This window comes from Salinicola sp. LHM (assembly GCF_034479735.1).
GTDB lineage: Bacteria > Pseudomonadota > Gammaproteobacteria > Pseudomonadales > Halomonadaceae > Salinicola > Salinicola salarius.
Genome location: NZ_CP140261.1, coordinates 197,856 through 220,792, shown reverse-complemented (window position 1 = coordinate 220,792; position 22,937 = coordinate 197,856). Strand labels below are relative to the sequence as shown.

Sequence of the window (22,937 nt, the reverse complement as noted above, 5' to 3'; positions counted from 1 at the left end):
CTGCGTTGCGACGCGCTCATGCGTCGGTTCGTTGCCATTGTTTACCTGCGATACTGGCCAGCATCTCGACATCCAGACGCTGACGGTCGACCTTGAGATAGGCGACCTGCTCTTCGGGTACCACCATGACGTCCTCGACGCCGGTCACCGAGGCAAAACGGTCGAGTAGTGTATCGAGCATGTCCATGGATTGCTTGTCGAGTGCGATGATCTCGCTCGAAAGGTGACGTGGCGCGGGCATTTTCCAGACCACGGCCAGCCAGATCGCCCCCACGACAGCCGCTCCCAGAAACACGCTCTGAACGCCAAAGCCCTGCGATAGCGCCCCGCCCAGTGTGCCGCCGAGAAAAGCTCCCAGGAACTGGCTGGTCGAGTAGACGCCCATGGCCGTCCCCTTGGCACCTGCCGGCGCCAATTTGCTGATCATCGACGGCAGTGTCGCCTCCAATAGATTGAAGACGACGAAAAAGCCCCAAAGTAGGGTAAGTAACGTGACCCGGTCGCTTGCCAGTTCACCGAAGCCTAGCAGGATCAGCGTCATCGCCGCGACGGCGCCGATGAAAATGGGCTTCATCTTGCGATACTTCTCCGCCACGATGACCAGCGGAATCATGCCGACGAAGGCCAGCGCCATCACCGGCAGGTAGACCCAGCCATGATCCGCCGGCGCGAATCCCAATGCCTCGAGCCGGAACGGCAGCGCCGTGAAGCAGGCAGTCAGAATCAGATGCAGCGCAAAAATCGAGAAATCCAGCCGTAACAGATCGCCCTGGGCAAGCGTCGCGCGCAGCTGACGCCGGTCGATCCCGACATCGCGATGCGGCATGCGCCTCGGCGCTTTCGGTACCAGTTTCCACAGGATCAGCAGTCCGCAGGCGGCCAGCGCGGCGGTGAACCAGAACACGCCGGCAAGCCCGCCGATATCCGCGACCAGCGGGCCTGCCACCATGGCGACGGCGAACGCCACGCCGATGGAAAGGCCGATGGTCGCCATCGCCGCAGTGCGGATCTCTTCACGGGTCTGATCGGCCAGCAACGCCATGATCGCACCGGCAACGGCGCCGCTGCCCTGCAGACAGCGGCCGACGATGATACCGGTGATGGAGGTAGCGTTGGCGGCGACCAGGCTGCCGATGATGAACAGCACGAGGCCGCCGCCGATGACGGCTTTACGGCCGATACGATCGGACAGCAGCCCAAAGGGAATTTGCAGGATGGCCTGGGTCAGGCCGTAGCCGCCCAGCGCCATGCCGACCAGCAGAGGAGTGGCACCATCGAGATGATCGGCATACAGCGCCAGAACCGGCAGGACCATGAACAGGCCCAGCATGCGCGAAGCATAGAGGCTTGCCAGCCCGACGATGGCACGTCGTTCGGTAACGAGAAAACGAGAATTCATGGAGGGTCACAACGTTGGTGAACTCGGCCAGGCCGAGGATGGTTCGGAATGAGCGACACATTTTACCGCTCGCCTTCCGCCAGTGAAAGCAGCCGGCTTTGCCGGTCATTTGATCCACGACCTATAATGGTCGTTTCCCGCGTCGCAGCACGAGGTAGTCATGGACAGCATTCTGGTCAGGGGCGCACGAACCCACAACCTGAAGAACATCGATGTCGAACTGCCGCGCGACAAGTTGATCGTGGTAACCGGTCTCTCCGGTTCGGGTAAGTCTTCGCTCGCATTCGACACGCTTTACGCCGAAGGGCAACGACGCTACGTCGAGTCCCTGTCGACCTACGCCCGCCAGTTCCTGTCGATGATGGAAAAGCCCGACGTCGACCATATCGAAGGACTGTCGCCCGCCATTTCCATCGAGCAGAAATCGACCTCGCACAACCCCCGCTCCACTGTCGGCACGATCACCGAGATCTACGACTACCTGCGCCTGCTGTTCGCCCGCGCCGGGACGCCGCGGTGCCCGGATCACGACGAAGAGCTCGAGGCCCAGACCGTGTCACAGATGGTCGACCAGGTGCTGGCGCTGACCGAGGGCACCAAGCTGATGCTGCTGGCCCCGGTGGTCAAGGGCCGCAAGGGCGAGCATCAGCAACTGATCAGCGAACTGCGCGCCCAGGGGTTCGTGCGTGCGGTGATCGACGGCGATACCGTCGAGCTGGACGACGTACCGGCGCTCGACAAGAAGCGCAAGCACGACATCAGCGTTGTCGTCGATCGCATCAAGGTGCGCGACGATCTGCAGCAGCGCCTGGCGGAATCCTTCGAGACCGCGCTCAACCTGGCCGATGGCACCGCGATCATCCACTTCATGGATGGCGAGCAGGAAGACCTGGCGTTCTCTTCACGCTTCGCCTGCCCGATCTGCGGCTACTCGCTTTCCGAGCTCGAGCCGCGGCTGTTCTCGTTCAACAACCCGGCCGGCGCCTGCCCGACCTGCGACGGCCTCGGCGTGCGCCAGTTTTTCGACCCGGACAAGCTGATCAGCCATCCGGAACTGTCGCTGGCCGAAGGCGCGATCAAGGGCTGGGATCGCCGTAGCATCTACTATTTCAGCCAGCTACAGGCCGTCGCCGAACATTACCGCTTCACGCTGGACACGCCGTGGAACGAGCTTGCCCGTCACGAGCGCGATCTGCTGCTCAACGGCAGCGGCAAGGACGAGATCGCGTTCAGCTATGTCAACGACCGGGGCCGCAAGGTCACCCGCGAACACCCTTTCGAAGGCGTACTCCCCAATCTCGAGCGGCGCTATCGCGAGACCGAATCCTCGATGGTTCGCGACGACCTCGCCAAATACCTGGCCATACGCCCCTGCCCGACCTGCCATGGCACCCGCCTCAAGCGAGAGGCGCGCCATGTCTTCATCGACGGGCATAATCTGCCGACGCTGACCCAAATGCCGGTGGGCGAAGCCTGGGAATACTTCGGCCAGGTGACGCTACCCGGCCGCAAGGGCGAGATCGCGGTCAAGATCGTTCATGAAATCCAGGCGCGTCTGGAGTTCCTCGTCAATGTCGGGCTCGATTACCTGACACTGGAACGCAGTGCCGACACGCTCTCCGGCGGCGAGGCCCAGCGCATCCGCTTGGCCAGCCAGATCGGCGCCGGCCTGGTCGGGGTGATGTACATTCTGGACGAGCCCTCTATCGGCCTTCATCAGCGCGACAACGACCGTCTCCTGCGCACCTTGATTCGCCTGCGCGATCTGGGCAATACCGTGATCGTGGTCGAGCATGACGAAGACGCGATTCGCGCCGCCGATCACGTCCTCGATATCGGACCGGGTGCCGGCGTGCATGGCGGCACCATCGTGGCCCAGGGGACGCCCCAGCAGATCGAGACAACGTCGGAATCGCTGACGGGACAGTACCTTTCCGGAAAGCGCTGTATCGAAGTGCCGCCGCATCGCATTCCGGTCAATCCGGACAAGCAGCTTCATCTGCGCGGCGCGAGTGGCAACAATCTCCAGGATGTCGATCTGGCACTGCCGCTGGGCCTGTTCGTCTGCGTGACCGGCGTTTCCGGTTCCGGCAAGTCCACCCTGATCAACTCGACGTTGATGCCGATCGCCGCGCGCGAGCTCAATCGCGCCACGACGCTGACGGCAGCGCCCTATCGCAGCATCGAGGGGCTCGATCAGCTCGACAAGATCATCGATATCGACCAGAGCCCGATCGGCCGTACGCCGCGCTCCAACCCTGCCACGTATACCGGCATCTTCACGCCGATTCGGGAGCTCTTCTCGGGTACTCAGGAAGCCCGTGCGCGCGGCTACAAGCCGGGACGTTTCAGCTTCAACGTCAAGGGCGGGCGCTGCGAGGCGTGTCAGGGCGAAGGCATGATCAAGGTCGAGATGCACTTTCTGCCGGATATCTATGTCCCCTGCGATGTCTGCAAGGGCAAGCGCTACAATCGCGAGACGCTGGAGATCCACTACAAGGGCAAGAGCATCCATGAGGTGCTGGAAATGACCATCGAGGAGGCGCTGGAATTCTTCAGCCCCGTGCCGGCGATCGCCAGACGCCTGCAGACCCTGATGGACGTGGGCCTCTCCTACGTGCGACTTGGCCAGAGCGCCACGACGCTCTCAGGCGGCGAGGCACAGCGCGTGAAGCTTGCGCGCGAACTGGCCAAGCGCGATACCGGCCAGACGCTCTATATCCTGGACGAGCCGACGACGGGGCTGCATTTCGAAGACATTCGTCAGTTGCTCGGCGTACTCCATCGGCTACGCGACCATGGCAATACCGTGGTAGTGATCGAGCATAACCTGGACGTGATCAAGACCGCGGACTGGATCATCGACCTCGGGCCGGAAGGGGGCTCCGGCGGCGGACGCATCATCGCCGAAGGAACACCGGAACAGGTTGCCGCGCTCGAACACTCTCATACGGGCCATTTTCTGGCGCCGCTACTGCCCGAGCCCAAGGCACGCAAGGCCAAACGCGCTTGAGATTGCATGGGCGGCATCCGGGTACAGGGTGTCGCCATCTCAAGCGTTTTCCTCTCCTCTTTTTACCGGGCCTTGGCCAAGACTCTGAAATCCAGCCCTCTGAAATCCAGCCAAAAGAAAACCGGCTGCCCAAGTGATTGGGCAGCCGGTTTTTTTGTCGTGCAAGAAGCTTGGGACTTATTCGTCGCCAGCGGCTTCTTCGACGACCGGACGATCGACCAGCTCGATGTAAGCCATCGGCGCGTTGTCGCCAGTGCGGTAGCCGCACTTGAGCACACGGACGTAACCGCCCGGGCGATTGACGTAACGCGGGCCAAGCTCGTTGAAGAGCTTGCCAACGGCTTCCTTGGAGCGGGTGCGGCTGAACGCCAGACGGCGATTCGCCACGCTATCCTGCTTGGCCAGGGTGATCAGCGGCTCGATATGACGGCGCAGTTCCTTGGCTTTGGGCAGGGTAGTCTTGATCACTTCATGCTCGACCAGCGAGATGCACATGTTCTTGAACATGGCGTGCCGATGCGAGCTGGTCCGATTCAGATGACGACCACTCTTACGATGACGCATGATTGCTATTCCTTACCAAACTGGTGATTCGAGTCGGCACACTGGATTCGACGCTAGGCGACGACACCGAAGACTGAGCCTCGGCGCTATCTTCCTCAGGCAGAAGCCTTGTCGTCTTTCAGACTCGCCGGCGGCCAGTTTTCCAACCGCATGCCGAGTGAAAGACCGCGCGAAGCCAACACGTCCTTGATCTCGTTCAAGGACTTCTTGCCAAGGTTCGGCGTCTTGAGCAGCTCGACTTCCGTGCGCTGAATCAAATCGCCAATGTAGTAAATATTCTCGGCCTTCAAGCAGTTGGCGCTGCGAACCGTGAGTTCGAGATCATCCACGGGACGCAGAAGAATCGGATCGATCTGATCTTCCTCTTCTTCGGTTTCCTGCTCTCTGTCAGCTTCGAGGTCGACGAAGGCGGCCAGCTGTTCCTGAAGAATGGTCGCACTGCGACGAATGGCTTCTTCGGGGTCCAGAGTGCCGTCAGTTTCGAGATCGATGACCAGCTTATCGAGGTCGGTGCGCTGTTCGACACGTGCAGCCTCTACCGCATAGGAGACGCGGCGTACGGGGCTGAAAGTGGCATCCAGCTGCAGACGACCGATGGCACGGGATTCGTCCTCGTCAGAGAGTCGCGCATCCGCCGGTTCGTAACCACGACCCCGGACGACCTTGAGCTGCATTTTCAGCTCGCTGCCATCGTTGAGGTGAGCGATCACGTGATCCGGATTGACGATCTCGACGTCATGACCGACGGCGATATCGCCTGCGGTCATCACACCGGGGCCCTGCTTGTTCAGGGTCAAGACGGCTTCGTCGCGGCCGTGCATCCTGATGGCCACGTCCTTGAGATTCAGAAGAATCTCGATGACGTCTTCCTGAACACCTTCGATGGCACTGTATTCATGCAACACGCCATCGATTTCGGCTTCGATCACGGCACAGCCGGGCATCGAAGAGAGCAGGATGCGACGCAGCGCATTCCCCAGGGTATGGCCGAAACCACGTTCGAAGGGTTCCAGCACGATCTTTGCGTGATGTGCACTGACCTCTTCGACCTTGATGTCGCGGGGACGGAGAAACTCTGTCACTGAACGCTGCATATGAACACCTTCCCAGGCTGCCAAACGAATATCGGTACCCAATGCTGGTCTCGGGCCGCAATCGCGACCCGAGCTCAGACTTACTTGGAGTACAGCTCGACGATCAGGTTTTCGTTGATGTCGGCAGACAGGTCACCGCGTTCCGGGACAGCCTTGAAAGTGCCTTCCATCTTCTTCGAATCGATGTCGATCCACGTCACGTCGCCGCGGTTGGCAGCGATGGACAGGGCCTGCTGGATACGGGCCTGGTTCTTGGCCTTCTCGCGAACAGACACGACGTCGCCGGGACGCACCTGATAGGACGCCACGTTGACGGTACGGCCATTGACCGCGATCGCCTTGTGGCTGACCAACTGACGCGATTCGTTACGCGTGGAGCCGAAGCCCATGCGATAGACCACGTTGTCCAGTCGGCATTCCAGCAACTGCAGCAGGGATTCGCCGGTCGCACCTTTCAGGCGAGCGGCTTCCTTGTAGTAGTTGCGGAACTGTTTTTCGAGCACGCCGTAGATACGACGCACTTTCTGCTTCTCGCGAAGCTGCAAGCCGTAGTCGGAAAGACGCTGACGGCGCTGGCCATGCACACCCGGGATCTGCTCGGATTTGCACTTCTTCTCGAAGGGAGTGACACCGCTCTTGAGAAAGAGGTCGGTTCCTTCACGACGAGACAACTTACACTTGGGTCCAAGATAACGAGCCATGAGTCTGTCTCCTTAAACGCGGCGTTTCTTCGGCGGACGGCATCCGTTGTGCGGAATCGGCGTCGCGTCAGTAATGCTCTGTACACGGAAGCCGGCGGCATTGAGCGCGCGCACGGCAGACTCACGGCCAGGACCTGGGCCCTTGACCAGCACGTCGACGTTTTTCACACCATACTCGGCTGCAGCGGTCGCTGCACGTTCACTCGCCACTTGAGCTGCGAACGGGGTGCTCTTGCGAGAACCACGAAAACCCGAACCACCGGCAGTTGCCCAAGAAAGCGCATTGCCCTGGCGGTCTGTGATCGTCACGATCGTATTGTTAAAAGAGGCATGGATATGCGCTACCGCATCCACGACCTGCTTTTTAACCTTTTTACGGTTACTACGCGGGTTAGCCATGTTGATGTATCCTGATCTTAAACGCCGGAACGTTAATTACTTACGAATCGGTTTACGCGGTCCCTTACGGGTACGCGCATTGGTCTTGGTACGCTGACCACGCAGCGGTAGACCACGACGATGGCGCAGACCACGGTAACAACCCAAGTCCATGAGACGCTTGATGTTCAGCGTCACGTCACGGCGAAGGTCGCCTTCTACGGTGTACTTGCCCACTTCGGTACGCAGAACGTCGAGCTCTTCGCCAGACAGATCCTGAACCTTGGTGGTCGGTGCGATGCCGGCAGCAGCACAGATACTCTGTGCACGCGTGCGGCCAATCCCGTAGATGTAGGTCAGCGAGATCGCCGCATGCTTGTTGTCCGGGATATTGACGCCTGCAATACGGGCCATCAGCTTACTCCGAATGTTGAGCGGCTTGCTCGTTAGTCGTCCACAAAGGGCGCAATAGCATACCCCCTAACCTCTCTCGAGGCAAGGGATATGCCACGGCCCGCTTTTACTCGCAGCTTCGGGGTAGAATCAACCCTGGCGCTGCTTGTGGCGAGGTTCCGTGCAGATAACACGAACCGCGCCGTTGCGCCGAATGATCTTGCAGTTACGGCACATTTTCTTTACAGAAGCTCGAACTTTCATCGTTCTCTCCAAATGCTCTCTCGCGGAGGCTCAGCGCGTCAGGCCGCCGCTACCGTAGCCCTTCAGGTTCGATTTCTTCATCACTGACTCATACTGGTGAGACATCAGATGAGACTGAACCTGGGCCATGAAGTCCATGATTACCACGACCACGATCAGCAGCGAGGTACCCCCGAAGTAGAACGGCACCTGCCAGGCCACCACCAGGAACTGCGGCATCAACGAGACCAGTGTGATGTAGAGCGCCCCGAACAGCGTCAGACGCGTCATTACCTTGTCGACGTAGCGAGCCGTCTGCTCTCCCGGACGAATGCCCGGCAGGAAAGCGCCGGACTTCTTCAGGTTGTCGGCGACATCCTTGGGATTGAACACCAACGCCGTGTAGAAGAAGCAGAAGAACAGCACCGCCGCGGCGAACAGAATGATGTACAGCGGCGCACCGGGAGCGAGCTGCTGCGAAGCCACCTGCAGCCACTCGAATCCGTCGCCCTGACCCAACCACTGCCCGATAGAGCCGGGAAACAGCAGGATGCTGGAGGCGAAGATCGGCGGAATGACACCTGCCATGTTGACCTTGAGCGGCAGATAGCTGCTCTGGCCGGCATACATCTTGTTGCCTACCTGGCGACGCGGATAGTTCACCGTGATGCGACGCTGACCGCGTTCGATGAACACCACGAAGGCGACTGTCGCAATCCCGAGAATCGATAGCGCGAGCAACGGGAGCACATTCCAGGCCCCATCGTTACGAGCCAGCTCGAAAGATTGACCAATCGCGCTCGGCAAACCCGCTACGATACCGGAGAAGATGATCAGCGAAATACCGTTGCCGATTCCCTTTTCGGTAATCTGCTCGCCCAGCCACATCAGGAATACGGCACCGGCCACGAACGTCACGACTGCCGTGAAGTAGAAGCTGATGTCGCCCGAATAGGCCACGCCCTGACTGACCAGACCAACTGACATGCCCGTCGCCTGGATCAGCGCCAGCAACACCGTGCCGTAGCGTGTGTACTGGTTGATCTTGCGGCGCCCGGCTTCGCCTTCCTTCTTCAGCGCTTCGAGCTGAGGCGATACCGCGGTCAGAAGCTGCATGATGATCGACGCGGAGATATACGGCATGATCCCCAGCGCGAAGATACTCATGCGCTGCAGCGCACCCCCCGAGAACATGTTGAACATGCCCAGGATGGTGCCCTGGTTCTCCCGAAACAGGGCAGCCAGCTGGTCAGGATCGATGCCGGGGACGGGGATGTGGGCACCGATGCGGTACACCACGATCGCGATGAAGACGAAACGCAGGCGTGCCCACAGCTCGCTGAGACCACTACCCATGTTCGCCGGCATGTTTCCTGACTTAGCCATTTAGTCCTCTACTTTGCCACCGGCCGCTTCGATCGCAGCACGCGCACCTTTGGTGACCTTGAGGCCACGCACGGTAACCGCCTTGCTCAGCTCGCCGGACAGAACGACCTTGGCGTACTCGGTAGCATTCTTGAGTACGTTGGCTTTCTTCAGGCTAGCGAGATCGGCGACATCGCCCTCGACCTTGGCCAGCTCGGCCAGGCGGACTTCTTCGGACACCAGCGACTTGGCCGAGGTGAAACCGAACTTCGGCAGACGACGCTGCAAGGGCATCTGACCACCCTCGAAGCCCGGCTTGACCGAACCACCAGAGCGGGACTTCAAGCCCTTGTGACCACGACCACCGGTCTTGCCCAGACCGGAGCCGATGCCGCGCCCGACACGCTTTTCGGCGTGCTTGGAGCCCGGAGCCGGGCTTAAGCTATTGAGTTTCATGGATTACTCTCCCTCGATTCGAACAAGGTAGTTGACCTTGTTGATCATGCCGCGAACGGCGGGGGTGTCTTCCAGCTCGACCGAATGCCCGATCCGACGCAGACCGAGACCGGTCATTGTCGCCTTGTGCTTCTTCAGGACACCGATGGTGCTGCGGGTCTGAGTGATTTTGATCGTCTGTGCCATGGTCGCTTACCCCGCCAGCTCTTCGACAGACAGGCCACGCTTGGCGGCGATGTCTTCCGGAGATTGCATGGATTCAAGACCCTTGATCGTGGCGCGAACCACGTTCACCGGGTTGGTGGAACCGTAGCACTTGGCCAGAACGTCATGCACACCGGCCAGTTCCAGCACGGAGCGCATGGCGCCACCGGCGATGATGCCGGTACCCTCGGAAGCCGGCTGCATGAAGACCTTGGACGCGCCATGACGGGCGCGTACCGGGTACTGCAGCGTGTTGCCGCTGAGGCTGACCTTGACCATGTTGCGGCGAGCCTGGTCCATGGCTTTCTGGATCGCGACCGGCACTTCACGTGCCTTGCCGCGACCGAAGCCGACCCGGCCGTTGCCATCGCCAACGACGGTCAGCGCGGTGAAGCCGAAGATACGGCCACCCTTGACCACCTTGGCGACGCGGTTGACCTGCACCAACTTCTCTTGCAGATCTCCGCCCTTCTGTTCGTTATTCGCCATCGTTAAACCCTTTAGAATTGCAGACCGCCTTCGCGTGCGGCATCAGCCAATGCCTTGACACGCCCGTGGTACTGGAACCCAGCGCGGTCAAAGGCGACCTGAGAGATGCCGGCATCCTTGGCGCGCTCGGCAATCAGAGCACCCACCTTGGCAGCCGCGTCAGCGTTGCCCGTGGCACCTTCGCGCAGGCTCTTGTCCAGCGTGGAAGCGCTGGCCAGGACCTTGCCGCCGTCCGGCGAGATGATCTGCGCATAGATGTGTCGCGGGGTGCGGTTGACGCACAGGCGAAACACACCCAAATCGCGGATCTTGGCACGGGCGCGGCGGGCACGACGGAGACGAGATTCTTTCTTCGCGTTCATAACCCTGCCTTACTTCTTCTTGGCTTCTTTGCGGCGGACACGTTCGTCACTGTACCGAACCCCTTTGCCCTTGTAGGGCTCCGGCGGACGGAACGCGCGAATTTCCGCTGCCACCTGACCGAGCTTCTGCTTGTCCGCGCTTTTCAGCACGATCACGGTGTTCTTGGGCGTTTCCGCCGTGACACCTTCGGGCAGTGTGTAGTCGATCGGGTGTGAGAAACCGAGTGTTAGGTTCAGCGTCTTGCCACTAGCCTGGGCACGATAGCCGACGCCATTGATTTCCAGCGACCGAGTGAAACCCTCGGAAGCGCCGGTGACCATGTTCTGGACCAAGGCACGAGTCGTACCAACCATGGCCCATGTTTTCGCCGTTTCGCTCGGGGCGAAAACCAACTGGCCGTCTTCCTGAGTGATCTTCACGTCGGGATGCACGGTCAGTTCAAGCGTGCCCTGGCTACCCTTGACGGACAGCTGGTCGCCGTCGAATTTCACTTCGACGCCGCTGGGCAGTTTAACCGGATACTTGGCTACGCGAGACATTACTCACTCCTAGAATACGGTGCAGATGACTTCACCACCGACACCCGCCTGGCGTGCGGCACGATCGGTCATGACACCTTGAGAGGTGGTAACGATCGCCACACCCAGACCGTCCGCGACCTTGGGCAATTCGCTCTTGCCCTTGTAGATCCGCAGTGACGGCTTGGACATACGCTGGAGGTGCTCGATAACCGGCTTGCCCTCGAAGTACTTGAGGGTCACGGTCAGCTCGGGCTTGGCGCCTTCGGTGACCGATACGTCGGTAATATAGCCTTCCTGCTTGAGTACGCGGGCCACTTCAACCTTGAGCTTGGAAGACGGCATGGTAACCGTCTCCTTGGTGGCCATCTGCGCATTGCGAATACGGGTAAACATATCCGCTAGAGTATCTTGCATGCTCATTACATTGCGCTCCTGAATTCCTCGACGTGGCTTACCAGCTGGACTTCTTCAGCCCAGGGACATCGCCACGCATGGCAGCTTCGCGCAGCTTGTTACGGGCCAGTCCGAACTTGTTGTAGTAACCGTGCGGACGACCGGTAATGCGGCAGCGGTTGCGCTGACGGACCTGACTGGAGTCACGCGGCAACTGCTGCAGCTTCAGCTGAGCGTCGAAGCGCTCTTCGTCAGAAGCGTTGACGTCATAAATGACGGCTTTGAGCGCGGCACGCTTGGCGGCGTATTTGTCGACCAGCTTTGCGCGCTTGAGCTCACGCTCAATCATGCTTTTCTTTGCCATGAATCCACCCTTATTGCTTGAACGGGAAGTTCAGCGCGCTGAGAAGCGCACGACCTTCTTCGTCGGTGATGGCGCTGGTCGTGATGGTGACATCCAGACCGCGGATCCGGTCGATCTTATCATACTCGATCTCCGGAAAGATGATCTGCTCACGTACGCCCATGGAGTAGTTGCCACGGCCATCGAAGGATTTCGGGTTCAGGCCGCGGAAGTCACGCACGCGAGGAATCGCGATGTTGACCAGGCGGTCCAGGAATTCCCACATCCTTTCGCGGCGCAGCGTCACCTTGACGCCGATCGGCCAGCCTTCGCGGACCTTGAAGCCAGCGATGGACTTGCGCGCCTTGGTTACCACCGGCTTCTGACCGGAGAGCTTCTCCAGGTCGCCGATGGCGTTGTCGATCAGCTTTTTATCGCTGGTCGCTTCGCCGATGCCCATGTTCAGCGTCACCTTGGTGATCCGGGGCACCTGCATAACGTTGGCATAGCTGAACTGCTCTTTGAGCTGAGCCATGACCTCGTTTTGATAACGTTCTTTCAAGTTCGCCATTTTGCTACCCGACTCGCGTTAGGCGTCGATCTGCTTCTGCGTCGACTTGTAGATACGTACCTTGGTACCGTCTTCCTGTAGCTGGAAGCCGACGCGATCCGCCTTGCCGGTCTCCGCATTGAAGATGGCTACGTTGGACGCATGGATCGGAGCCTCACGCTCGACGATACCCCCCGGGTTGCCAACCATAGGATTGGGCTTGGTATGGCGCTTGATCATGTTCACGCCCGAAACGACATAACGGTCGTTGTCGAGGACGCGCTTGATCGTGCCACGCTTGCCCTTGTCCTTGCCGGCGATGACGATGACTTCGTCGTCACGTTTGATCTTGTGCATATCCGCCTCGCTCCTTACAGCACTTCGGGCGCCAAGGAAATGATCTTCATGAATTTCTCGTTACGAAGTTCACGAGTTACCGGTCCGAAGATACGGGTGCCGATCGGCTGTTCGTTGGCGTTATTCAACAGAACTGCCGCATTTCCGTCGAAGCGGATCAGCGAACCGTCGTTACGACGGACACCGCTACGCGTACGCACGACCACCGCCTTGAGGACCTGGCCTTTCTTGACCTTGCCCCGCGGGATGGCTTCTTTGACCGTCACTTTGATGATGTCGCCAACGCGAGCGTAACGGCGGTGTGAACCACCCAGCACCTTGATGCACTGCACCCGGCGCGCGCCGCTGTTATCCGCGACATCCAGCATTGTCTGCGTCTGAATCATTGGTTTTCTCCAAACCTAATCTGACTGCACTGGTTCAGAAGGCGCCTGTCGGGCTCAGCCCTTGGCCTGCTCGACCACCTCGACCAACGTCCAGGCCTTCTTCTTGGACAGCGGGCGGCATTCCTGAATGGATACCAGATCGCCGGCCTTGGCCTGATTCGACTCGTCGTGGGCGTGCAGCTTGGTGGAGCGCTTCATGTACTTGCCGTAGATCGGATGGCGCTCGCGGCGCTCGATCAATACGACAATCGATTTTTCCATCTTGTCGCTCACCACCCTGCCGGTGAGCGTACGTGCTTTGCTTGCTTCAGCCATTATTGGTCACCTGCCTTCTGGTTGAGCACAGTCTTGACGCGAGCGATGTCGCGACGCACCTGCTTGAGCAGATGCGTCTGGCTCAGCTGGCCGGTGGCCTTCTGCATGCGCAGATTGAACTGCTCACGGAGCAGTTCGAAGAGCTGCTCCTGCAGCGCATCGACTGACTTTTCACGCATTTCGTTGGCTTTCATCACATCACCGTCCGTTTCACAAAGGTGGTGGAGATGGGCATTTTCTGGGCTGCCAGAGAGAAGGCTTCACGCGCCAGCTCTTCGGAGACGCCCTCGATTTCGTAAAGTACTCTGCCCGGCTGAATCTGAGCGACCCAGTACTCGACGGAACCCTTACCCTTACCCATACGAACCTCGAGAGGCTTGTTGGTAATCGGCTTGTCCGGGAATACACGGATCCAGATCTTGCCACCACGCTTGACGTGACGGGTAATGGCACGACGACCCGCTTCGATCTGACGTGCGGTGATACGGCCGCGATCGGTAGCTTTGAGACCAAAGTCCCCGAAGCTCACCTTGCTGCCGCGATGCGCCAGGCCGCGGTTACGACCTTTCTGCACCTTGCGGAACTTTGTACGCTTGGGTTGCAACATCGATCAGTCTCCCCTTACCTGGAACCTTTCTTCTTCGGTGCGGGTGCCTGAGCCTGCTGCTTCTGCTTGGCACGCACCTCTTCGATGCCCCCGAGGATTTCGCCCTTGAAGACCCAGACCTTGACGCCGATGACGCCGTAGGTGGTGTGGGCTTCATAGGTGGCGTAATCGATATCGGCACGCAGTGTATGAAGCGGCACGCGGCCTTCGCGATACCACTCGGTACGTGCGATCTCGGCACCACCCAGACGACCGGAGAGCTGCACCTTGATGCCGCCGGCGCCCAGACGCATGGCGTTCTGGACGGCACGCTTCATGGCGCGACGGAACATCACGCGACGCTCGAGCTGACCGGCGATGTTCTGCGCGACCAGAGCGGCATCGAGCTCCGGCTTGCGGACTTCTTCGATGTTGACATGCACCGGCACACCCATCATGCGGGTGACATCCTGACGCAGACGATCGACGTCCTCGCCCTTCTTGCCAATCACGATACCCGGACGGGCAGTGTGAATGGTGATACGGGCGTTGTTGGCCGGACGCTCGATGGTAATGCGGCTCACGGAAGCGTTCTTCAGACGCTCCTCGAGATAGCTACGCACTTCCAGATCGCTGTTCAGCTTGTCGGCATAGGCTCCACGCTCGGCATACCAGACCGAGGTGTGATCCTTGACGATGCCCAGTCGGATACCGACTGGATTGACTTTCTGACCCATCTGGTCGACTCCTACTTCTCGGCTACCTTGACGGTGATGTGGCAGGTGCGCTTCAGAATGCGATCCGCACGGCCTTTGGCGCGCGGTTGAATGCGCTTGAGCGTCATGCCCTCATCGACACAGATGGTCGAGACACGCAGCTCGTCGATGTCCATGCCGTTGTTTTCTTCCGCATTGGCGATCGCGGACTGCAGCACCTTCTTGACCAGCTTGGCGGCCTTCTTCGGTGAGAAGGTCAGCACGTCGAGCGCTTCGGCGACCGGCTTACCGCGCACCTGGTCAGCCACCAAACGGGCCTTCTGGGCGGATAAGCTCGCGCCACGCAACTTAGCAGCGACTTCCATCTCTTATTCCTCTTGGCTTACCGTTTGGCTTTCTTGTCCGCTGCGTGACCGCGATAGGTGCGGGTGGCAGCGAACTCGCCCAACTTGTGGCCGACCATTTCCTCGGAGACATGCACCGGGACATGCTGGCGACCGTTATGTACCGCAATGGTGAGCCCGACCATGTTGGGCAGGATCATCGAACGACGCGACCAGGTCTTGATCGGTTTGCGATCGTTCTTTTCCGTTGCGACTTCGACCTTCTTCAACAGATGAAGGTCGATAAAAGGACCTTTCTTCAGTGAACGTGGCACAGCCGTTACCTCTTAATGTCTGTTACTTGGACTTGCGGCGACGAACGATGAGCTTGTCGGTACGCTTGTTCTTGCGGGTCTTGTGGCCCTTGGTGGGAATCCCCCACGGGCTGACCGGATGACGACCGCCACTGGTGCGGCCTTCACCGCCACCGTGCGGGTGGTCCACCGGGTTCATTGCGACACCGCGAACAGTCGGGCGCACCCCTCTCCAACGTTTCGCACCGGCCTTGCCCAATTGACGCAGGCTGTGCTCGGAGTTGCCCACTTCGCCCAATGTAGCGCGGCACTCGGACAGTACGCGGCGCATCTCGCCAGAACGCAGACGCAGAGTCGCGTAGTTGCCTTCACGTGCAACCAGCTGAGCGCTGGCACCGGCACTACGGGCAATCTGCGCACCCTTGCCCGGCTTCAGCTCGATGCAATGCACCGTGGAACCGACCGGAATGTTGCGCAGCGGCAGCGCGTTTCCGCGCTTGATGGCGGCGTTGACACCGGACTCCACCACGTCGCCGACCTTGAGGGCCTTGGGCGCGATGATGTAACGACGCTCGCCGTCCATGTACTTCAGCAGCGCGATGTTGGCGCTACGGTTCGGATCGTATTCGATACGCTCGACGGTGGCCTTGACGCCATCCTTGATGCGCTTGAAATCGATCAAACGATAATGCTGACGATGACCACCACCCACGTGACGCGTGGTGATACGGCCATTGTTGTTACGCCCGCCCGACTTCGACTGCTTCTCGACAAGCGCACCATAGGCGCGGCCCTTGTAGAGCTCGTCGTTGACGACCTTGACGAGGTGACGACGACCGGCGGACGTGGGTTTTGTCTTGACTACTGCCATGATCCGTACTCCTGCCTTACTCGGCGCCAGAGAAGTCTTCGAGCGTTTCGCCCGCAGCCAGGGTCACGTACGCCTTGCGGTAACCCTTGCGCAGACCAATACCGAAGCGAGTGCGTTTGGTCTTGCCCTTGACGTTGAGCACCTGAACGCCGGCAACCTTCTTGCCGAAAAGCGCTTCAACTGCCTTCTTGATCTCGGGCTTGGTCGCGTCCTGGGCCACTTTGAACACGTACTGATTGTTCTCAGCGGCGAGAGCGGCCTTCTCGGTCATGTGAGGTCCGAGCAGAACCTTGTATACGCGTTCCTGGTTCATCCCAGCTTCTCCTCGAATTTACGCAGAGCGGAGACGGTCATCAGCACCTTGTCGAAGGCGACCAGACTGACCGGATCAGCGGCCGCAGCGTCGACGACATCGACGTTGGGGATGTTGCGCGCTGCCAGATAGAGCTTCTCGTCGATTTCTTCGGTGACGATCAGCACTTTCTCGAGCTCCAGCTCCTTGAGCTTGCCGACCAGCTGCTTGGTCTTGGAGGTTTCGACGACAAACTCCTCGACCAGTACCAGACGTTCCTGGCGAACCAGCTCGGACAGGATCGAACGCATGGCCGCACGATACATCTTGCGGTTGACCTTCTGCGTGTAGTCCTGCGGACGAGCGGCAAACGTTACGCCACCACTACGCCACAGCGGCGAACGAATGGTGCCGGCACGTGCACGACCGGTGCCCTTCTGGCGCCACGGCTTTTTGCCGCCGCCACGGACGTCGGAGCGGTTCTTCTGAGCGCGGGTACCCTGACGGCCTGCCGCCAGATAGGCGGTGACGACCTGGTGGACCAGCGCTTCGTTGAAGTCTTTGCCAAAGGTCTCTTCGGACACTTCGACGGTGCCTGCGGCACCTACGAGATTCAGATTCATCGGTCTCAGTCCCCTCAGCGAGCTTTCACGGCACTGCGCACAACGACATCACTGCCGGGTGCACCGGGCACGGCGCCCTTGATCAACAGCAGATTGCGCTCGGTATCGACACGCACCACTTCCAGCGTCTGGACAGTGACACGCTCGTTACCCAGCTGACCGGCCATCTTCTTGCCCTTGAAAACGCGACCTGGAGTCTGGCACTGACCGATGGAACCCGGCGCACGGTGAGACAGCGAGTTACCGTGGGTATTATCCTGGGTGCGGAAATTCCAGCGCTTAACGGCGCCTTGGAAGCCTTTACCCTTGGAGGTACCGGTCACATCGACTTTCTGACCAGCTTCAAAGAGGGATACGGTGAAGGAACCGCCCACTTCCGGAGTCTCATCGTCTTCTGTCAGACGGAACTCCATCAGGGAACGGCCTGCCTCGACACCTGCCTTGGCGTATTGACCAGCAATCGCCTTGGAGAGGTGCTTGGCTTTGCGGGAGCCAGTTGTAACCTGCACCGCGCGGTAGCCGTCAGACTCAACGGTCTTGACGCCAGCGATACGGTTAGGCTCAACCTCGATAACGGTTACGGGCACGGATGCGCCATCTTCGGTAAAGACACGGGTCATGCCCGCCTTCTTACCGACCAAACCGATAGTCATGTTCAGTCTCCTTTAGTGTACGGGGCTATCACCCGCTATGGCTGCCCTTTCCAGAGCATTCCACTAGCACATTGTGTGGCGTCTCACGACGCGGCGGAAGCTGGTGAACTCAACGTCCGCTAGTGTCTAGTGTTAGTTTCAGTCGAGTTTAATCTGCACGTCTACGCCAGCGGCAAGATCGAGCTTCATCAGCGCATCGACGGTCTTTTCCGTCGGCTCGACGATGTCGAGAACGCGCTTGTGCGTGCGAATCTCATACTGATCGCGCGCGTCCTTGTTGACGTGCGGTGAAATCAGGATGGTGTAACGCTCGCGGTTGGTCGGCAGCGGGATCGGACCACGCACCTGAGCGCCAGTGCGCTTGGCTGTATCCACGATCTCCTGAGCCGACTGATCGATCAGCCGATGGTCAAACGCTTTCAGCCGAATGCGAATCTTTTGGTTCTGCATTTACCTTATGCTCCACTGGATGCTGACGGCGCGAGCCGTCGACCCACGCGTTCAAAGGACGCGCATTATAGGAGAGCCCCGATTGAGAGTCAAACACACCGTCTATCGGGACTATCAAACCCACACAGAAAAAGGGGCGCTAACGCGCCCCTTATTTGGCGATCATCGAAAAGCTTACTCGATGATCTTGGCAACCACGCCGGCGCCTACGGTACGACCACCTTCGCGGATGGCGAAGCGCAGGCCGTCTTCCATAGCGATCGGAGCGATCAGGGTCACGACCATCTGGACGTTGTCGCCCGGCATGACCATCTCGACGCCTTCCGGCAGTTCACAGGTACCGGTAACGTCGGTGGTACGGAAGTAGAACTGCGGACGATAGCCCTTGAAGAACGGCGTGTGACGACCACCTTCTTCCTTGGACAGCACGTAGACTTCGGCTTCGAACTTGGTGTGCGGCTTGATCGTACCCGGCTTGGCCAGAACCTGACCACGCTCGACGTCATCACGCTTGGTACCACGCAGCAGTGCACCAACGTTCTCGCCGGCACGACCTTCGTCGAGCAGCTTGCGGAACATTTCGACGCCGGTAACGGTCGTCTTGGTGGTGTCGTGGATACCGACGATTTCGACTTCGTCGCCAGTCTTGACGATGCCGCGCTCGACACGACCGGTCACAACGGTACCGCGACCAGAGATGGAGAACACGTCTTCGATCGGCATCAGGAACGGCTGATCGATGGCACGCTCCGGCTCCGGAATGTACTCGTCCAGAGACTTGATCAGGTTGGCAACGGCGGTAGTACCCATGCCGTTGTCATCCTTGCCTTCCAGCGCCATCAGTGCAGAACCGATGATGATCGGGGTGTCGTCACCCGGGAAGTCGTACTCGCTCAGGAGTTCGCGAACTTCCATCTCGACCAGCTCGAGCAGCTCTTCGTCGTCGACCATGTCGGCCTTGTTCAGGAACACGACAATGTACGGAACGCCAACCTGGCGAGACAGCAGGATGTGCTCGCGAGTCTGCGGCATCGGGCCGTCGGCAGCGGAACAGACCAGGATCGCGCCGTCCATCTGGGCAGCACCAGTGATCATGTTCTTGACGTAGTCAGCGTGCCCCGGGCAGTCGACGTGCGCGTAATGGCGAACTTCGGACTGGTACTCGACATGAGCGGTCGCGATGGTGATACCGCGCTCACGCTCTTCCGGTGCGTTGTCGATAGAGTCGAACTGACGCCATTCGCCACCGAAGACTTCGGCGGAAACACGAGTCAGCGCTGCCGTCAGAGTCGTTTTACCGTGGTCGACGTGACCGATGGTGCCGACGTTGACGTGCGGTTTGGAGCGTTCAAATTTTTCCTTAGCCACTGCTATAACCTCTTTACGTTAGCTAACGGTTAACCGTTCTGATTGATGACGGCATCAACGACGCTGGATGGCGCCTCTTCGTAATTCGCAAACTCCATGGTGTAGCTTGCGCGTCCCTGGGTCTGAGAACGCAGATCGGTCGCGTAACCGAACATCTCAGCCAACGGAACCGTGGCGCGAATGACCTTGCCAGAAGAGGAGTCATCCATGCCCTGCACAAGGCCACGACGGCGGTTGAGGTCGCCCATGACATCACCCATGAACTCTTCGGGAGTCACGACTTCGACCTTCATCACCGGCTCGAGCAACACGGCCTTAGCCTTACGAGCACCTTCTTTGATCGCCATGGAAGAGGCAACCTTGAACGCAGTCTCGTTGGAGTCCACGTCGTGGTAGGAACCGTCGAACAGCGTTACCTTGACGTCGATCATCGGGTAACCCGCGATGACGCCGTTCTTGAGCTGTTCGTAAGCCCCTTTTTCGACGGCCGGCACGTACTCTTTCGGTACGACGCCACCGACGATCTCGGACGCGAACTTGAAGGTCATCTCCTCGTCCTCGCCCTTGTCTTCGGCCGTCAGCGGCTCGATGCGCAACCAGACGTGACCGTACTGGCCGCGACCACCAGACTGACGAACGAACTTGCCTTCCTGTTCCACCGACTGGCGGATGGTCTCGCGGTAGGCAACCTGCGGCTTGCCAATGTTGGCCTCGACCTTGAACTCGCGACGCATGCGATCGACGATGATGTCGAGGTGCAACTCGCCCATGCCCGAGATGATGGTCTGGCCAGTCTCTTCGTCGGTCTGCACGCGGAAAGACGGATCTTCCTGCGCCAGCTTGCCGAGGGCGACGCCCATCTTCTCCTGGTCGGGCTTGGACTTCGGCTCGACGGCGACGGAGATGACCGGCTCCGGAAACTCCATACGCTCCAGGATGATCTTGTCGTTCAGATCACACAGCGTGTCGCCTGTCGTGACGTCCTTGAGACCGATGCACGCTGCGATATCGCCAGCGTAGACCTCTTTGATCTCTTCGCGCGAGTTGGCGTGCATCTGAACGATACGACCGACGCGCTCTTTCTTCGACTTCACGGAGTTGAAGACGCTGTCGCCAGACTTCAGAACGCCCGAGTAGACGCGCATGAAGGTCAGCGTACCGACGAACGGGTCGGTCGCGATCTTGAATGCCAACGCCGCGAACGGTGCATTGTCGTCGGCTTCACGCGTCGCGATGGTGCCGTCCTTGTCGTCGAGCTCACCTTCGATCGCCTTGACTTCGGTCGGCGACGGCAGGTACTCGATGACGCCATCCAGAACGGCCTGAACGCCCTTGTTCTTAAACGCGGAGCCACAGGTGACGAGAACGATCTCGTTGGCCAGAGTGCGCGCACGCAGGCCAGCCTTGATCTCCTCGACGGACAGGTCGCCTTCTTCGAGGTACTTGTCCATGAGTTCTTCGTTGGCTTCGGCGGCAGCCTCGACCATCTGCTCACGATACTTTTCGGCGGTTTCCTGCAGATCGGCCGGAATATCGACCAGATCGTAGTTCATGCCGAAGTTGTCTTCGTCCCACAGAATGGCCTTCATCTGAATGAGATCGACCACGCCCTTGAAGTCGTCTTCCGCACCCCAGTTGATCTGGATCGGAACGACGTTGGCGCCCAAGCGATTCTTCAGCTGGTCCAACACCATGTAGTAATCAGCGCCGGCACGGTCCATCTTGTTGACGAACACCATGCGCGGAACTTCGTACTTGTTGGCCTGACGCCAGACGGTTTCGGTCTGCGGCTGAACGCCGGAAGAACCGCACAGTACGACAACGGCGCCATCCAGAACGCGCAAGGAACGCTCGACTTCGATAGTGAAGTCAACGTGCCCCGGCGTATCGATGATGTTGATACGGTGTTCGTCGAACTGCTTGTTCATGCCCTGCCAGAAGCAGGTAGTCGCAGCAGAGGTGATCGTGATGCCACGCTCCTGCTCCTGCTCCATCCAGTCCATGGTGGCAGCGCCCTCATGAACCTCGCCTACCTTGTGGGAAAGGCCGGTGTAGAACAGGACACGCTCGGTAGTGGTCGTCTTACCAGCGTCGACGTGGGCAACGATACCGATATTGCGATAACGCTTGAGTGGTGTCTTTCGTGCCACGATGGAAGTCCCCGTTGTTTAGAAGCGGTAGTGAGAGAAGGCCTTGTTGGCATCTGCCATGCGGTGCACGTCTTCACGCTTCTTCACAGCAGCGCCCTTGCCTTCGGCGGCATCCAGCATTTCGCCGGCGAGACGTTGCACCATGGTCTTTTCCCCGCGACCGCGCGCAGCGTCGACCAGCCAGCGCATGGCAAGCGCCTGGCGACGCGACGGGCGAACTTCGACCGGGACCTGATAAGTCGCGCCACCAACACGGCGGGACTTGACCTCGACCATCGGCTGGATGGCTTCCAGCGCTTTATCAAAGACGTCCAGCGGCGCCTCGTTGTTACGCTCGGCAACCCTGTCCAACGCACCGTAGACGATGCGCTCAGCTATGGACTTCTTGCCGCTGACCATCAGATGGTTCATGAACTTGGCCAGGCGCTCACTTCCGAACTTGGGATCGGGAAGGATCTCGCGCTTAGCGGCGACTCTTCTTCTTGGCATGATAAGCCCTCTAGTTAAGGGTCGTTCAGGTAAACCCGGCACCGCTTGTCGCTAGTGAGCGAAAAGGGCCGACCTTACTCTTATCGGACCGATAATGAATTTGAAAAGCGCCCGAATCAGGACTTGGGACGCTTGGTGCCGTATTTGGAACGGCCTTGCTTACGATTCTGGACACCGGAGGTATCAAGGGCGCCACGGACGGTGTGATAACGCACACCCGGCAAATCCTTGACGCGGCCGCCACGAATCAGGACCACGGAGTGCTCCTGCAGGTTGTGGCCTTCACCGCCGATGTAAGAACTGACTTCATAGCCGTTGGTCAGGCGCACGCGGCACACTTTACGCAGTGCCGAGTTCGGCTTCTTGGGCGTAGTCGTGTAGACGCGGGTGCAGACCCCACGGCGTTGCGGGCAAGCCTGCAGCGCCGGCACGTCGCTGGTAGCGACAGGGCGCTTGCGCGGCTTGCGCACGAGCTGGTTAATCGTTGCCATAGTGTTTAGCTGACTCCAATGGGTTGCCTTGCCTTATGCCGGGAGCATTGTGCATGGATTGGTTGCACCACCCCAACATAAAGG

The 22,937-nt window shown here is 59.5% G+C and carries 34 protein-coding genes; 1 reads left to right on the top strand and 33 read right to left on the bottom strand.

Features of this window, described 5'->3' with window-relative positions; genetic code table 11:
• Positions 1 to 16: 16 nt before the first annotated feature.
• On the bottom strand, positions 17 to 1,399 hold the full coding sequence (locus R5R73_RS01060) for an MFS transporter (RefSeq protein ID WP_322528501.1): 1,383 nt from the start codon (positions 1,397 to 1,399) through the stop codon (positions 17 to 19).
• A gap of 160 nt (positions 1,400 to 1,559) precedes the next feature.
• Here R5R73_RS01060 and uvrA point away from each other — a divergent pair, with 160 nt between their 5' ends.
• Positions 1,560 to 4,412, top strand: coding sequence for an excinuclease ABC subunit UvrA (gene uvrA, locus R5R73_RS01055; protein ID WP_322528500.1), 2,853 nt, complete (start codon positions 1,560 to 1,562; stop codon positions 4,410 to 4,412).
• 177 nt (positions 4,413 to 4,589) lie between these two features.
• Here the strand turns inward: uvrA and rplQ are convergent, their stop codons facing one another.
• The 32 genes from rplQ to rpsL form a co-directional block, all read right to left on the bottom strand.
• Positions 4,590 to 4,976 (bottom strand): 50S ribosomal protein L17, encoded by a 387-nt coding sequence (rplQ, locus tag R5R73_RS01050; RefSeq protein WP_071230729.1) that lies wholly within the window; start codon positions 4,974 to 4,976, stop codon positions 4,590 to 4,592.
• Positions 4,977 to 5,071: 95 nt separating this feature from the next.
• Entirely contained in the window at positions 5,072 to 6,070 is a 999-nt protein-coding gene (locus R5R73_RS01045) for a DNA-directed RNA polymerase subunit alpha (protein ID WP_071230728.1), read from the bottom strand.
• Positions 6,071 to 6,150: 80 nt separating this feature from the next.
• A complete protein-coding gene (gene rpsD / locus R5R73_RS01040) occupies positions 6,151 to 6,771 on the bottom strand; it encodes a 30S ribosomal protein S4 (protein WP_071230727.1) in 621 nt (206 codons plus the stop codon).
• 12 nt (positions 6,772 to 6,783) lie between these two features.
• Positions 6,784 to 7,170, bottom strand: a complete 387-nt coding sequence (gene rpsK, locus R5R73_RS01035; RefSeq protein ID WP_009723883.1) for a 30S ribosomal protein S11 — start codon at positions 7,168 to 7,170, stop codon at positions 6,784 to 6,786.
• A gap of 36 nt (positions 7,171 to 7,206) precedes the next feature.
• Positions 7,207 to 7,563, bottom strand: coding sequence for a 30S ribosomal protein S13 (gene rpsM, locus R5R73_RS01030; RefSeq protein WP_071230726.1), 357 nt, complete (start codon positions 7,561 to 7,563; stop codon positions 7,207 to 7,209).
• 129 nt (positions 7,564 to 7,692) lie between these two features.
• Positions 7,693 to 7,806, bottom strand: coding sequence for a 50S ribosomal protein L36 (rpmJ, locus tag R5R73_RS01025; RefSeq protein WP_031384759.1), 114 nt, complete (start codon positions 7,804 to 7,806; stop codon positions 7,693 to 7,695).
• Positions 7,807 to 7,836: 30 nt separating this feature from the next.
• A complete protein-coding gene (gene secY, locus R5R73_RS01020) occupies positions 7,837 to 9,171 on the bottom strand; it encodes a preprotein translocase subunit SecY (protein WP_071230725.1) in 1,335 nt (444 codons plus the stop codon).
• The gene (rplO, locus tag R5R73_RS01015; protein ID WP_071230724.1) at positions 9,172 to 9,606 is read right to left on the bottom strand and encodes a 50S ribosomal protein L15; all 435 of its coding nucleotides are present in this window, start codon (positions 9,604 to 9,606) and stop codon (positions 9,172 to 9,174) included.
• Positions 9,607 to 9,609: 3 nt separating this feature from the next.
• Positions 9,610 to 9,792, bottom strand: coding sequence for a 50S ribosomal protein L30 (rpmD, locus tag R5R73_RS01010; protein WP_071230723.1), 183 nt, complete (start codon positions 9,790 to 9,792; stop codon positions 9,610 to 9,612).
• 6 nt (positions 9,793 to 9,798) lie between these two features.
• On the bottom strand, positions 9,799 to 10,299 hold the full coding sequence (gene rpsE / locus R5R73_RS01005) for a 30S ribosomal protein S5 (RefSeq protein WP_322528499.1): 501 nt from the start codon (positions 10,297 to 10,299) through the stop codon (positions 9,799 to 9,801).
• 11 nt (positions 10,300 to 10,310) lie between these two features.
• Positions 10,311 to 10,661, bottom strand: a complete 351-nt coding sequence (gene rplR / locus R5R73_RS01000; protein ID WP_071230721.1) for a 50S ribosomal protein L18 — start codon at positions 10,659 to 10,661, stop codon at positions 10,311 to 10,313.
• A 9-nt stretch (positions 10,662 to 10,670) separates the two neighbouring features.
• Positions 10,671 to 11,201 (bottom strand): 50S ribosomal protein L6, encoded by a 531-nt coding sequence (rplF, locus tag R5R73_RS00995; protein ID WP_071230720.1) that lies wholly within the window; start codon positions 11,199 to 11,201, stop codon positions 10,671 to 10,673.
• A gap of 9 nt (positions 11,202 to 11,210) precedes the next feature.
• Positions 11,211 to 11,603: a 30S ribosomal protein S8 gene (gene rpsH / locus R5R73_RS00990; RefSeq protein ID WP_071230719.1), complete on the bottom strand. Its 393-nt coding sequence runs from the start codon at positions 11,601 to 11,603 to the stop codon at positions 11,211 to 11,213.
• A 31-nt stretch (positions 11,604 to 11,634) separates the two neighbouring features.
• A complete protein-coding gene (gene rpsN / locus R5R73_RS00985) occupies positions 11,635 to 11,940 on the bottom strand; it encodes a 30S ribosomal protein S14 (protein ID WP_071230718.1) in 306 nt (101 codons plus the stop codon).
• Between the two features lie 10 nt (positions 11,941 to 11,950).
• Positions 11,951 to 12,490 (bottom strand): 50S ribosomal protein L5, encoded by a 540-nt coding sequence (rplE, locus tag R5R73_RS00980; protein WP_071230717.1) that lies wholly within the window; start codon positions 12,488 to 12,490, stop codon positions 11,951 to 11,953.
• A gap of 18 nt (positions 12,491 to 12,508) precedes the next feature.
• On the bottom strand, positions 12,509 to 12,826 hold the full coding sequence (gene rplX, locus R5R73_RS00975; protein WP_071230716.1) for a 50S ribosomal protein L24: 318 nt from the start codon (positions 12,824 to 12,826) through the stop codon (positions 12,509 to 12,511).
• Between the two features lie 14 nt (positions 12,827 to 12,840).
• Positions 12,841 to 13,212, bottom strand: a complete 372-nt coding sequence (gene rplN, locus R5R73_RS00970) for a 50S ribosomal protein L14 (RefSeq protein ID WP_071230715.1) — start codon at positions 13,210 to 13,212, stop codon at positions 12,841 to 12,843.
• Positions 13,213 to 13,266: 54 nt separating this feature from the next.
• Entirely contained in the window at positions 13,267 to 13,527 is a 261-nt protein-coding gene (gene rpsQ, locus R5R73_RS00965; RefSeq protein ID WP_071230714.1) for a 30S ribosomal protein S17, read from the bottom strand.
• Entirely contained in the window at positions 13,527 to 13,721 is a 195-nt protein-coding gene (gene rpmC, locus R5R73_RS00960) for a 50S ribosomal protein L29 (RefSeq protein ID WP_071230713.1), read from the bottom strand. The genes rpsQ and rpmC overlap by 1 nt, the downstream gene beginning before the upstream one ends.
• A complete protein-coding gene (rplP, locus tag R5R73_RS00955) occupies positions 13,721 to 14,134 on the bottom strand; it encodes a 50S ribosomal protein L16 (RefSeq protein WP_071230712.1) in 414 nt (137 codons plus the stop codon). The genes rpmC and rplP overlap by 1 nt, the downstream gene beginning before the upstream one ends.
• Positions 14,135 to 14,148: 14 nt before the next feature.
• Entirely contained in the window at positions 14,149 to 14,850 is a 702-nt protein-coding gene (gene rpsC, locus R5R73_RS00950; RefSeq protein ID WP_071230711.1) for a 30S ribosomal protein S3, read from the bottom strand.
• Between the two features lie 11 nt (positions 14,851 to 14,861).
• Positions 14,862 to 15,194 (bottom strand): 50S ribosomal protein L22, encoded by a 333-nt coding sequence (gene rplV / locus R5R73_RS00945; RefSeq protein ID WP_035470378.1) that lies wholly within the window; start codon positions 15,192 to 15,194, stop codon positions 14,862 to 14,864.
• 17 nt (positions 15,195 to 15,211) lie between these two features.
• Positions 15,212 to 15,487: a 30S ribosomal protein S19 gene (rpsS, locus tag R5R73_RS00940; protein ID WP_071230710.1), complete on the bottom strand. Its 276-nt coding sequence runs from the start codon at positions 15,485 to 15,487 to the stop codon at positions 15,212 to 15,214.
• A 22-nt stretch (positions 15,488 to 15,509) separates the two neighbouring features.
• Positions 15,510 to 16,337 carry a 50S ribosomal protein L2 gene (gene rplB / locus R5R73_RS00935; protein WP_071230709.1) on the bottom strand — a complete coding sequence of 276 codons (828 nt, stop codon included), beginning with the start codon at positions 16,335 to 16,337 and terminating at the stop codon, positions 15,510 to 15,512.
• Positions 16,338 to 16,353: 16 nt separating this feature from the next.
• Positions 16,354 to 16,650, bottom strand: coding sequence for a 50S ribosomal protein L23 (gene rplW / locus R5R73_RS00930; RefSeq protein ID WP_071230708.1), 297 nt, complete (start codon positions 16,648 to 16,650; stop codon positions 16,354 to 16,356).
• Positions 16,647 to 17,252, bottom strand: coding sequence for a 50S ribosomal protein L4 (rplD, locus tag R5R73_RS00925; protein ID WP_071230707.1), 606 nt, complete (start codon positions 17,250 to 17,252; stop codon positions 16,647 to 16,649). Before rplD ends, rplW begins: the two co-directional genes overlap by 4 nt.
• A 14-nt stretch (positions 17,253 to 17,266) precedes the next feature.
• Positions 17,267 to 17,905, bottom strand: coding sequence for a 50S ribosomal protein L3 (gene rplC, locus R5R73_RS00920; RefSeq protein ID WP_322528498.1), 639 nt, complete (start codon positions 17,903 to 17,905; stop codon positions 17,267 to 17,269).
• Between the two features lie 138 nt (positions 17,906 to 18,043).
• Complete coding sequence (rpsJ, locus tag R5R73_RS00915; protein WP_035470365.1) at positions 18,044 to 18,355, bottom strand: 30S ribosomal protein S10; 312 nt, start codon at positions 18,353 to 18,355, stop codon at positions 18,044 to 18,046.
• 174 nt (positions 18,356 to 18,529) lie between these two features.
• Positions 18,530 to 19,723 carry an elongation factor Tu gene (tuf, locus tag R5R73_RS00910; RefSeq protein ID WP_087719761.1) on the bottom strand — a complete coding sequence of 398 codons (1,194 nt, stop codon included), beginning with the start codon at positions 19,721 to 19,723 and terminating at the stop codon, positions 18,530 to 18,532.
• 29 nt (positions 19,724 to 19,752) lie between these two features.
• A complete protein-coding gene (gene fusA / locus R5R73_RS00905; protein ID WP_322528497.1) occupies positions 19,753 to 21,873 on the bottom strand; it encodes an elongation factor G in 2,121 nt (706 codons plus the stop codon).
• Positions 21,874 to 21,891: 18 nt separating this feature from the next.
• Positions 21,892 to 22,362, bottom strand: a complete 471-nt coding sequence (gene rpsG / locus R5R73_RS00900) for a 30S ribosomal protein S7 (RefSeq protein ID WP_071230703.1) — start codon at positions 22,360 to 22,362, stop codon at positions 21,892 to 21,894.
• 116 nt (positions 22,363 to 22,478) lie between these two features.
• Positions 22,479 to 22,853 (bottom strand): 30S ribosomal protein S12, encoded by a 375-nt coding sequence (gene rpsL, locus R5R73_RS00895; protein WP_071230702.1) that lies wholly within the window; start codon positions 22,851 to 22,853, stop codon positions 22,479 to 22,481.
• Positions 22,854 to 22,937: the final 84 nt, after the last annotated feature.

What these genes read in the sequence shown, in the direction of transcription:
- rplR (WP_071230721.1), bottom strand. Translation starts at nt 10,661, where the DNA reads ATGAACGCGAAGAAAGAATCTCGTCTCCGTCGTGCCCGCCGCGCCCGT.
- rpsL (WP_071230702.1), bottom strand. Translation starts at nt 22,853, where the DNA reads ATGGCAACGATTAACCAGCTCGTGCGCAAGCCGCGCAAGCGCCCTGTC.
- rplW (WP_071230708.1), bottom strand. Translation starts at nt 16,650, where the DNA reads ATGAACCAGGAACGCGTATACAAGGTTCTGCTCGGACCTCACATGACC.
- rpsE (WP_322528499.1), bottom strand. Translation starts at nt 10,299, where the DNA reads ATGGCGAATAACGAACAGAAGGGCGGAGATCTGCAAGAGAAGTTGGTG.
- rpsK (WP_009723883.1), bottom strand. Translation starts at nt 7,170, where the DNA reads ATGGCTAACCCGCGTAGTAACCGTAAAAAGGTTAAAAAGCAGGTCGTG.
- rpsD (WP_071230727.1), bottom strand. Translation starts at nt 6,771, where the DNA reads ATGGCTCGTTATCTTGGACCCAAGTGTAAGTTGTCTCGTCGTGAAGGA.
- rplE (WP_071230717.1), bottom strand. Translation starts at nt 12,490, where the DNA reads ATGGCGAACTTGAAAGAACGTTATCAAAACGAGGTCATGGCTCAGCTC.
- rpsN (WP_071230718.1), bottom strand. Translation starts at nt 11,940, where the DNA reads ATGGCAAAGAAAAGCATGATTGAGCGTGAGCTCAAGCGCGCAAAGCTG.
- secY (WP_071230725.1), bottom strand. Translation starts at nt 9,171, where the DNA reads ATGGCTAAGTCAGGAAACATGCCGGCGAACATGGGTAGTGGTCTCAGC.
- rpsH (WP_071230719.1), bottom strand. Translation starts at nt 11,603, where the DNA reads ATGAGCATGCAAGATACTCTAGCGGATATGTTTACCCGTATTCGCAAT.
- rpmC (WP_071230713.1), bottom strand. Translation starts at nt 13,721, where the DNA reads ATGAAAGCCAACGAAATGCGTGAAAAGTCAGTCGATGCGCTGCAGGAG.
- uvrA (WP_322528500.1), top strand. Translation starts at nt 1,560, where the DNA reads ATGGACAGCATTCTGGTCAGGGGCGCACGAACCCACAACCTGAAGAAC.
- rplB (WP_071230709.1), bottom strand. Translation starts at nt 16,337, where the DNA reads ATGGCAGTAGTCAAGACAAAACCCACGTCCGCCGGTCGTCGTCACCTC.
- R5R73_RS01045 (WP_071230728.1), bottom strand. Translation starts at nt 6,070, where the DNA reads ATGCAGCGTTCAGTGACAGAGTTTCTCCGTCCCCGCGACATCAAGGTC.
- rpsM (WP_071230726.1), bottom strand. Translation starts at nt 7,563, where the DNA reads ATGGCCCGTATTGCAGGCGTCAATATCCCGGACAACAAGCATGCGGCG.
- rplX (WP_071230716.1), bottom strand. Translation starts at nt 12,826, where the DNA reads ATGCACAAGATCAAACGTGACGACGAAGTCATCGTCATCGCCGGCAAG.
- rplP (WP_071230712.1), bottom strand. Translation starts at nt 14,134, where the DNA reads ATGTTGCAACCCAAGCGTACAAAGTTCCGCAAGGTGCAGAAAGGTCGT.
- rpsC (WP_071230711.1), bottom strand. Translation starts at nt 14,850, where the DNA reads ATGGGTCAGAAAGTCAATCCAGTCGGTATCCGACTGGGCATCGTCAAG.
- R5R73_RS01060 (WP_322528501.1), bottom strand. Translation starts at nt 1,399, where the DNA reads ATGAATTCTCGTTTTCTCGTTACCGAACGACGTGCCATCGTCGGGCTG.
- rpsQ (WP_071230714.1), bottom strand. Translation starts at nt 13,527, where the DNA reads ATGGCTGAAGCAAGCAAAGCACGTACGCTCACCGGCAGGGTGGTGAGC.
- rpmJ (WP_031384759.1), bottom strand. Translation starts at nt 7,806, where the DNA reads ATGAAAGTTCGAGCTTCTGTAAAGAAAATGTGCCGTAACTGCAAGATC.
- rpsJ (WP_035470365.1), bottom strand. Translation starts at nt 18,355, where the DNA reads ATGCAGAACCAAAAGATTCGCATTCGGCTGAAAGCGTTTGACCATCGG.
- rplQ (WP_071230729.1), bottom strand. Translation starts at nt 4,976, where the DNA reads ATGCGTCATCGTAAGAGTGGTCGTCATCTGAATCGGACCAGCTCGCAT.
- rplO (WP_071230724.1), bottom strand. Translation starts at nt 9,606, where the DNA reads ATGAAACTCAATAGCTTAAGCCCGGCTCCGGGCTCCAAGCACGCCGAA.
- rplV (WP_035470378.1), bottom strand. Translation starts at nt 15,194, where the DNA reads ATGGAAGTCGCTGCTAAGTTGCGTGGCGCGAGCTTATCCGCCCAGAAG.
- rplC (WP_322528498.1), bottom strand. Translation starts at nt 17,905, where the DNA reads ATGACTATCGGTTTGGTCGGTAAGAAGGCGGGCATGACCCGTGTCTTT.
- rplN (WP_071230715.1), bottom strand. Translation starts at nt 13,212, where the DNA reads ATGATTCAGACGCAGACAATGCTGGATGTCGCGGATAACAGCGGCGCG.
- rplD (WP_071230707.1), bottom strand. Translation starts at nt 17,252, where the DNA reads ATGAATCTGAATCTCGTAGGTGCCGCAGGCACCGTCGAAGTGTCCGAA.
- rpsG (WP_071230703.1), bottom strand. Translation starts at nt 22,362, where the DNA reads ATGCCAAGAAGAAGAGTCGCCGCTAAGCGCGAGATCCTTCCCGATCCC.
- rplF (WP_071230720.1), bottom strand. Translation starts at nt 11,201, where the DNA reads ATGTCTCGCGTAGCCAAGTATCCGGTTAAACTGCCCAGCGGCGTCGAA.
- rpmD (WP_071230723.1), bottom strand. Translation starts at nt 9,792, where the DNA reads ATGGCACAGACGATCAAAATCACTCAGACCCGCAGCACCATCGGTGTC.